Origin of the sequence: Eudoraea sp. (genome assembly GCF_049665975.1) — a bacterium.
Lineage (GTDB): Bacteria > Bacteroidota > Bacteroidia > Flavobacteriales > Flavobacteriaceae > Eudoraea.
Genome location: NZ_JBATGR010000315.1, coordinates 1 through 1,904, shown reverse-complemented (window position 1 = coordinate 1,904; position 1,904 = coordinate 1). Strand labels below are relative to the sequence as shown.

The window sequence follows — 1,904 nt, the reverse complement described above, 5'->3', positions numbered from 1 at the left end:
ATGTACTCCTGCTTGCTTACAATCAGAGGCGATATTTCTACCAACTTCTGTAATAACTTCGTCATTATCTTTTATGGCACCCAGAGTTATAGCATATGGGTATTGGGGTGTGTTTTCTACTCGCATTGCCAATCCCCATTCAGCATCAATGCTAATTAATAAAGGATATTTGGCAACTTGCTGATAACGTTTAATAAGAGATTTCAGAACTTGATAACTATCCTCATTGTACACTACCTTTTTCTTTCCTTCATAATTAGTGGCAGCGCTAGCTCTGGAATGAAAAAAACATAGTCCACCTATATGGTAGTTTGCAATTAACTCTTCGAGTTTTAATATTTCTTCTTCAGAGTCATTAATAAATGCCGCTGGCATAAAAAGCTGTCCGACTTTTTCTTTTAGTGTGAGTCCTTTTTTAGCTGTTGGATAGTCCATACTATTATGCCTCTGAACTTGCCCCTTTTTTTCCATAATCTGCCGGATATTTTAAATATTTTAAAATCAATAATGCTGGCAATGCACCCAACACCACCCATATAAAGAACCCATCATAGCCCAGCCATTCCTGAATATATCCACTAACCAGACCGGGGAGCATCATACCAAGGGCCATAAACCCAGTGGCAAGAGCATAATGGGAAGTTTTAGAGGCTCCTTCGGCGATGTAAATCAGATAAACCATAAAACCTGCGATTCCAAAACCATAACCAAACTGTTCCAGGACCACGGTGGTTATTACGGCGAACTTATTCGTAGTATTTGTTATCGCAAGGAAAGCGTAAAAAGCATTGGGGATATTTATGGAAAGAACCATTGGTAACATCCATTTTTTTAAGCCATCTCTTGAAATCAGTATCCCGCCCAGAATTCCTCCAATGGTAAGCATAATAACTCCGATAGTTCCGTATATGTAACCAACCTCCGAGGTGCTATATCCTAATCCACCTTCAGCAGTGGAATCCAGGAAAAAAGGTGCTGACATTTTCACCAATTGCGATTCTCCAAATCGAAAGAAGAGAACAAACGCTAATGCCATACCCATGCCTTTTTTATTAAAAAATGTCCTAAATACTTCAAAAAATCCTGCAGGTTTCTGTTTTTCAATAGCTTCAGAAGATTCAAATTTAGGGGTCACAAAAAAGTTGGTAAGCGTTAAACCAAACATCAAGAGTGCGGCAGCTATCATGGTAATGGACCATGCCTTGGTATTATCTCCATAATAATTTTCCAAAAACCCGGCAAGAATAACCAAAAGCCCTTGTCCGGTAACGTTTGCCAACTTGTAGAATGTACTTCGTATACCAACAAAAAAAGATTGCTTGTCCTGTGTTAAGCCTATCATATAATAACCGTCCGAGGCAACATCATTAGTGGCAGAGGCAAAAGCAGCCATCCAGAAGCATGCTAATGTGGTAACAAAAAAAATGTTGGTTGGTAAAAACAGTCCTACTCCGAGCAAGGCAATAGCAACAAGAAGTTGCATAAATAAAAACCAATTTCTCTTTGTGCTAATAATATCTACATAAGGGCTCCATAAAGGCTTTATTACCCATGGAAGATATAGCCAACTGGTATACAGACCAATATCAGCATTGCTGATACCCAGTTTTTTGTACATAATAACGGATACCGTAACCACTAAAACAAAAGGGAGGCCTTGGGTGAAATAGAGCACCGGGATCCATACCCAGGCACGTTTATTTTTTTGTACCATACGAGTTTATTTCACTTAAATGTATGACAATTGGCTCACTTTCTTTTCTAAACTTATCAGTAAAGGTGACGGCAATATTTTTTCTTTGGTCAATTAATCCTTTTCCGAGGTTAAAGGAGTTACTGTTATCCATGAATATTTGAGTGATAATATTTTTTGGTCCGCAGACCGGTAGTTTTTTAGATTTTTT

2 protein-coding genes and 1 pseudogene are annotated in these 1,904 nt (G+C 38.3%); all 3 read right to left on the bottom strand.

Features of this window, described 5'->3' with window-relative positions; translation table 11 throughout:
• A partial coding sequence (locus tag WBN20_RS11170) for a glycoside hydrolase family 3 N-terminal domain-containing protein (RefSeq protein ID WP_424281731.1) occupies nucleotides 1-435 on the bottom strand: 435 nt, incomplete at its 3' end.
• Nucleotides 436-439: 4 nt separating this feature from the next.
• Nucleotides 440-1,714, bottom strand: a complete 1,275-nt coding sequence (locus WBN20_RS11165) for an MFS transporter (RefSeq protein WP_424281730.1) — start codon at nucleotides 1,712-1,714, stop codon at nucleotides 440-442.
• Nucleotides 1,698-1,904, bottom strand: a pseudogene (locus tag WBN20_RS11160) (hypothetical protein); the annotation flags it as partial. The pseudogene WBN20_RS11160 and the gene WBN20_RS11165, both read right to left, overlap by 17 nt.